At 74.8% G+C, this 6,320-nt stretch carries 4 protein-coding genes and 2 pseudogenes; all 6 read right to left on the reverse strand.

The features are described 5' to 3' along the window. Nucleotides 1-25: 25 nt before the first annotated feature. Nucleotides 26-886 (reverse strand): HpcH/HpaI aldolase/citrate lyase family protein, encoded by an 861-nt coding sequence (locus ACWD3D_RS31995; RefSeq protein WP_451464242.1) that lies wholly within the window; start codon nt 884-886, stop codon nt 26-28. Between the two features lie 83 nt (nt 887-969). Then, the gene (locus tag ACWD3D_RS32000; RefSeq protein WP_451464239.1) at nt 970-2,181 is read right to left on the reverse strand and encodes a CaiB/BaiF CoA transferase family protein; all 1,212 of its coding nucleotides are present in this window, start codon (nt 2,179-2,181) and stop codon (nt 970-972) included. Between the two features lie 239 nt (nt 2,182-2,420). Further along, nucleotides 2,421-2,627 (reverse strand): annotated as a pseudogene (locus ACWD3D_RS32005) (PfkB family carbohydrate kinase); the annotation flags it as partial. Next, a complete protein-coding gene (locus ACWD3D_RS32010) occupies nt 2,624-4,009 on the reverse strand; it encodes an ADP-ribosylglycohydrolase family protein (protein WP_451464240.1) in 1,386 nt (461 codons plus the stop codon). The gene ACWD3D_RS32010 and the pseudogene ACWD3D_RS32005, both read right to left, overlap by 4 nt. Further along, the gene (locus ACWD3D_RS32015) at nt 4,006-5,190 is read right to left on the reverse strand and encodes an ADP-ribosylglycohydrolase family protein (protein WP_451464241.1); all 1,185 of its coding nucleotides are present in this window, start codon (nt 5,188-5,190) and stop codon (nt 4,006-4,008) included. Before ACWD3D_RS32015 ends, ACWD3D_RS32010 begins: the two co-directional genes overlap by 4 nt. Further along, nucleotides 5,135-6,223: pseudogene (locus tag ACWD3D_RS32020) on the reverse strand (ADP-ribosylglycohydrolase family protein); the annotation flags it as partial. The gene ACWD3D_RS32015 and the pseudogene ACWD3D_RS32020, both read right to left, overlap by 56 nt. Between the last annotated feature and the right edge of the window lie 97 nt (nt 6,224-6,320).

Genomic DNA, 6,320 nt, shown 5'->3' on the forward strand with positions numbered 1-6,320 from the left:
CATTTTTGAAACTTCACACACCTATTCAGTGGCGGCGATGACCAGGCCGAGGGCGCGGGAGGACGTACCGGCGGACGCCGCGTCCGCGAAGGGGCCCGAGAGCGAGGGTGCGGTGCGCGGCGGCGGCCACCGCCGCGTCCACGAACCGGCCGTCCGGGAGCGCGAGCGCGCCCGCGTCCGTACGGGCCGCGGCCACGATCTCCTCGGCGGCCTCCAGCTCCTGATCGGTCGGCCGGAAAGCCCGCTCGATCACCGGCAGCTGCCGGGGGTGGATCGCCGCCCGCCCCAGCATCCCCAGCGCCCGGCCCCGGCCGCACGAGGCCCACAGCCCGTCCAGATCGCGTACGTCGGGGAAGACCGACTGCGTCGGCGGCTCCAGACCGGCCGCCCGCGCCGCCACCACGATCCGGCTGCGCGACCAGTCGAGCCCGACGTCGTCCCGTACGCCCAGATCGGCCCGGAGGTCCGACTCCCCGAGCGCGATGCCCCGCACGTCGTGATGGGCCGAGGCGATGGAGTACGCATGTTCGATCGCGAGCGCCGATTCGAGCAGCGGATAGAGCGGCACACCGGGGGCCAGAGCCGCCACATGGTGCACGGACACCGCGTGCGTGATCTTGGGGAGCCGTATCCCGGACAGCCCCGGCAGCCCCGCCAGAGCCCGCACGTCGTCCTCCCCGTGCACCCGCACATGAACCGGTACGGCGTCCTCGGCCGTGGTCACCGAGTCGGTGAGCAGCTCGGCGGTGGCCGACCGGGCGTACTCCTTGCGGCCCGGGGCGACCGCGTCCTCCAGGTCCACGATCACCACGTCCGCGCCGGCGCCCAGTGCCTTGAGCACCACCTCCGGTCGGTCGCCCGGCACGTACAGCCAGGTCAGCGGCACCGGAGTGGTGTCGTACGGGTCGTGCGGGGAGCCGTCGCCGGGCGGGACGGGCGCGGCGGCGCGGGGACGCGCCTCGGCCGCCGTCACAGCGCACCCTCGGAGCGCAGCGCCGCGATCCGCTCGCCGGACAGGCCCAGCTCGTCGAGGATCTCCTCGGTGTCGGCCCCGTGCGGGCGGCCCGCCCACCGAATGGAGCCCGGTGTCTCCGAGAGCCGGAACAGGACGTTCTGCATCCGCAGCGGCCCCAGCTCCGGGTCGTCCACCTCGGTGACGCTGTCCAGCGCCCGGTACTGCGGGTCCTCCATCACGTCCCGCACGTCGTAGATGGGGGCGATGGCCGCTTCCGCCTTCTCGAACTCGGCGAGCGCGTCGTCCCGGGTGTGCCGGGCGATCCACGACCCGACCGCCCCGTCCAGCTCGTCCGCGTGCTCCGCCCGGGTCGCGCCCGACGCGAACCACGGCTCGTGGATCAGCTCGGGGCGCCCGACCAGTCGCATGACCCGCTCGGCGATCGACTGCGCCGAGGTGGAGACCGCGACCCACTGGCCGTCCGAGGTGCGGTAGGTGTTGCGCGGGGCGTTGTTCCGCGAGCGGTTGCCGGTGCGCTGCTGGACATGGCCGAGCTGGTCGAACCAGAGCGGCTGCGGCCCCAGCACCGTCAGGATCGGCTCGATGATCGCCATGTCGACCACCTGCCCCCGGCCGGTGCGGTCGCGCCCGGCGAGCGCGGCCATCACGGCGTACGCGGTGGCCAGCGCCGCGATCGAGTCGGCGAGGCCGAACGGCGGCAATGTCGGCGGGCCCTCCGGCTCACCCGTGATCGACGCGAACCCGCTCATCGCCTCGGCGAGCGTCCCGAACCCGGGCCGGTGCGAGTACGGGCCGAACTGCCCGAAGGCCGTCACGCGGGTCAGCACCAGCCGGGGGTTGACCGCCTCCAGCTCCTCCCAGCCGAGGCCCCAGCGCTCCAGGGTGCCGGGCCGGAAGTTCTCGATGATCACATCGGTCTCGGCGGCCAGCCGCAGCAGCACCTCGCGCCCGCCGGGGCTGGACAGGTCCAGGGTGAGGTTGCGCTTGTTGCGGCCCAGCAGCTTCCACCAGAGACCGACCCCGTCCTTCGCGGGCCCGTGGCCGCGCGAAGGGTCGGGTTTGCGCGGATGTTCGACCTTGATCACCTCGGCGCCGAAGTCACCGAGCATGGTCGCCGCGAGCGGACCGGCGAAGAGGGTGGCGAGGTCGAGAACCCGCAGGCCCGACAGAGGAGTGGAGGTGGGGGTGGTCCCGGAATCGGTCATGCGGCATCGATCTCGCTTCGGTAGGGCATGGAGGTGGACGCGCCGGGCTTCTGGACGCGGAGGGCGGCGGCCGGCGTCCCGACGAAGGTGCCGCCCGCGCCGTTCGCGCCGGTCGTGCCGCCCGCGCCGGTCGTGCCGCCCGCGCCGGTCGTGCCGCCCGCGCCGGTCGTGCCGGCCGTGTTCACCTCGGGAGCGGCGAAGGGCACGGGCTCGGCGCCCCGGGCCGCGCACGGGCAGCCCCGCAGCTGCGAGCCGTGGGCGCCGACCGCGCCGTCGCTCGTGACCTCCCTGCCCGCCCGCGCGGCGGTGACCGCCCGGTTGGCGCCCTTGCCACCGGGCACGGTACGGAACTCCTTGCCGGCGACGGTCTCGCCGGGTGCCGGCGCCCGCGCGACACAGGCGACCGGAACCATGTTGATGCTGCCGAGCATCGTGATGCGGGTCATGGGGTCAGTGCCTCCTGATAGGTCATCTTGGCGAGGGTGTCGAAGCCGATGCCGTCGAAACCCGCCACCGTGGTGGCGAGCCGGTTCTTCAGCGGGGCGGTCCAGTGGCCGGGCAGCGCGTCCGGGCCGCCCGCCAGCAGCCCGGCGAGCGACCCGGCGGTCGCCCCGTTCGAGTCGGTGTCCCAGCCGCCCATCACGGCGTTGCCGACCGAGCGGGTGAAGTCGCCGTCGGCGTGGGTGAGGGCGGCGGCGAGCAGCGCCGCGTTGGGCAGCACGTGCACCCAGTGGTGGGTGGCCGCGTAGGCCTCGTGCAGCCGGTCCGCGACCGCGTCGAAGCCCCCCGGGGTCCGGCCCGTCCGTGCCGCCTCGGCCGTATCGATGCCGAGGCGTACCGCACGGGCGTACCGGGACCCGGGCGGCACCACGCGCAGCCCGGCGGCCAGGCACCCGTGCACGTCGCTCGCCCCGCCGGTCGCCTCGGCCAGCGCCGCCGCCGTGAACATCGCCCCGTACACGCCGTTCGCCGTGTGGGTGAGCACCGCGTCCCGGTGCGCCTGCTCCGCCGCCGCGCCCGGATCGCCGGGGCAGGTCCAGCCGTACACGTCGGCCCGGATCTGGGCGCCGATCCATTCCCGGAACGGGTTGCGGAACCGGGCCGTGTGCGGCGGCTCCACCCCGGCCAGAAGGTTGCGGTAGGCGATCCGCTCGGCGGTGAAGGCCCGGCCGGCCGGCAGTTCGTCCAGCCAGAGCCGCGCGAGGTCGCCGGTGGTGAAATCGCGGCCGTGACGCCGGAGCAACAGCAGCGTCAGCAGAGGAAAGTTGAGGTCGTCGTCCTCCGGCATCCCGTCGATGTTCTCCGCCAGCGAGGTGGGGCCGGAGCGGCGGTTCCAGGGGTACGCGGCGAGCAGCCCGTCCGGCACGCCCCGGGCGGTGAACCAGTCGGTGAGCGGCCAGTTGCCACTCGCCCGGCCGAGTGCGCGGATGCCCTCCAGCGGGAGTTTCTCGACCGGCTTGCCGAGCAGACAGCCCACCGCCCGGCCCAGCCATCCGGCGTGGAGCCGGGCCAGGTCGGGGACGGGTCGGCCGGCGGGCGGAGCCGGCCAGCGCGGGCAGAGCGCCCGTACGTCCGCGAGATCGGTGGGCTCCTGCGCCGCCAACGGGCTCTCCAGCACCGCGAGTTCGTCGAGCAACCGCTCGGCGAGTGCCCGCAGTCGGGGCGGTGCGGGCACCTCCGAGGCGCCGGCCCGCTCCGGTGCGGGCGGGCCCCCGGCCGCGTACCACCGCCCGGCGATCTCCGAGGCGTCCCGGCCGTCCTGCCCGGCCTGGCGCAGTTCGTGCCCGATCAGGTCCTCGGGCTGGACCCAGGTCAGCCGTACGTTCACCGCTCACCCACCAGCACCGCGAAGGCCGCCTCGTGGGCGCGGCGGCGGGCGGTGTCGGCGGCGAACACCTCGCGGGCCACCGCCGTCAGCGTGCGCGCGGGGGCGTGAAGGTCGAGCCGGCTCGCCTCGGCGACCGTCTTCGCCCACTCCTCGGGCACCGCCGCCTCCCCGTGCAGCGCGCCCACGATCGCCCCGCTCATGGTGGCGATCGAGTCGCAGTCCCGCCCGTAGTTCACCGAACCCAGCACCGTACGGCGGTAGTCGCCGCCACCGGCCAGCAGCATGCCGAGGGCGACGGGCAGTTCCTCGATGGAGTGCAGCCGCGACGGCCGGCGGGCGCCGAGCGAAGGGGATCGGTAGTCGGGGCCGACCGTGTCGAACGGGGCCACCGCCTCCCGCAGCGGCACCAGCGCCGACTCGGGGTCGCCGTGCCGGGCCGCCTCCTCGCACACCGCCTCGATCGCCGCGCGGGTACCGTCCTTGGCGAGCGCCAGACACGCCTCCACCACCGAGACCGGCGTGGCGCCCGGCACGCAGGCCGCCGCGACGGCCGCCGCGAACACCCCGGCCGCCTCCCGGCCGTAACTGGACTGGTGCGGCGCGGCGACCTCCAGCGCCTCCGCGTACGCGGCCTCCGGATGCGCCGCGTTGACCAGCCCGACCGGCGCCATGTACATCGCGGCACCGCAGTTGACGATGTTTCCGCTGCCCGCCTCGCGCGGATCGACGTGCCCGTAGTGCACCCGCGCCACGAGCCACTTCTCCGCGAGGAAGATCCGCTGGAGCGGCAGCGCCTCCGCCTCCAGCTCCGGAATCCAGCGCGGGGTGGAGATCAGGTCCGGGACCAGGTGCGTGGCGACGGAGTACGCGTCCAGGTGGTCGCGGACCGCGTCGTACACCCGCACCAGCGCGTGGGTCATCAGGGTGTCGTCGGTGACGTGCCCATCGCCCTTGTGGTACGGGGCGATCGGGCGGGCGGTGCGCCAGTCGTCGCCGTACCAGGGGCCGACGATCCCGTGCACCCGTCCGCCGTGCCGCTCGGCGATCTGCTCGGAGGTCCAGCCTTCGACCGGCCCCCCGAGCGCGTCGCCGACGGCGGCGCCGACGAGGGCTCCGCTCACACGTTCATCGAGGGAAAGCGTGTCCGATACGGGGTGTTGAGTACTTGCTGTGGGGATCATGGCTGAATTGTCCACCCGTGGCGGCCTGTTCCGTGGCTGCGAGCAGCCCGGCGAGTTCGATCAGATCGGTGCCCGCGAGCCGGGGCAGCGCGCACCCGGCGAGCGTCCGGCACGCTTCCCGCCACCCGGACGGCACGGTCCGGATGCCGCCGAGCGTCCCGGTCAGCGCCCCGGCGAGCGCGGGCGCCGAGTCCGCGACCCGGGACAGACAGGCCGCCGCCGGGACCGCCTGGGCGATCTGGCCCCGGGCCGCGGTGGTCAGCGCGAGCGCCACCGGCACCGTCTCGGCGGCCGCGATCCCGTAGCTGTAGACGTGGTCCACGATCTGGTGCTCCAGCACCGGGACGAGCGAGAACGCCCCTGCGGGCTCGTCCGCGAACTCCCGTGCGAGCCGCACCGCGTGCACCGCGTTGCGCGCGATCTCGGTGCCCTCGGGCAGCTGCGCGAGCGCCGCGTCCACCACCGTCCGCACGTCCGCCCCGACGAGCGCCTCGGAGACGGCGGCGGCGACGGCCCGCGCGCCGTGCACCCCGTCGCCGTCCTGCGTGTACCGGGCGTCGAACTCGGCGAGCGCCGCGGCAGCTGCCGGATCGCCCGGGTGCACCACCGCGAGCACCGCGGCCCGCACGCAGGCGGCGTCGTCGAAGTAGTGCGGGTTGTCGTGACCGGTGGCGGGGGGCCGCAGCCCGGCGGCGAGATTGCCGAGCCCGGCGCGCACCGAGATCCGGGCACGCAGCGGCAGCACCGCCGCCTCCACCTCCGGCGCCCGCTCACTGGCCGCCGCGACCTTGGCGGCCAGCGCGTTCCACGCGCGGTCGACCGCGTCCCGCATCCGGCGGGAGGGGGCGAGCCCGTGCGCCTCGTCGGCCGCCGCCGCCAGCACCGTACCGGCGGCGAACGCGGCCCACTCGGCGTCGTCCGAGGGGCCCAGCCGCAGTGGCTCCGGCGGCTGGTTCAGTGCGATCGGCACCGGCAACGTGGTCGTCGCGTTCTGCTCGGCGAAGGTGTCCAGCTCCCGGGTGAGCCGCCGGGTCCCGGGAACACCTTGGCGTCCGTACCGATCTTCGCGTCGGTCTCCGCGATGTTGACGGCGACGAAGTCGCCCTCGTAGACCATCGCGGCCTTGGGCT

The sequence above is a fragment of the Streptomyces sp. NPDC002690 genome, from assembly GCF_053592415.1.

Bases quoted from the DNA above. Each gene is read 5' to 3' on its own strand.
- ACWD3D_RS32000 (WP_451464239.1), bottom strand. From the start codon at position 2,181: ATGACCGATTCCGGGACCACCCCCACCTCCACTCCTCTGTCGGGCCTG.
- ACWD3D_RS32015 (WP_451464241.1), bottom strand. From the start codon at position 5,190: ATGATCCCCACAGCAAGTACTCAACACCCCGTATCGGACACGCTTTCC.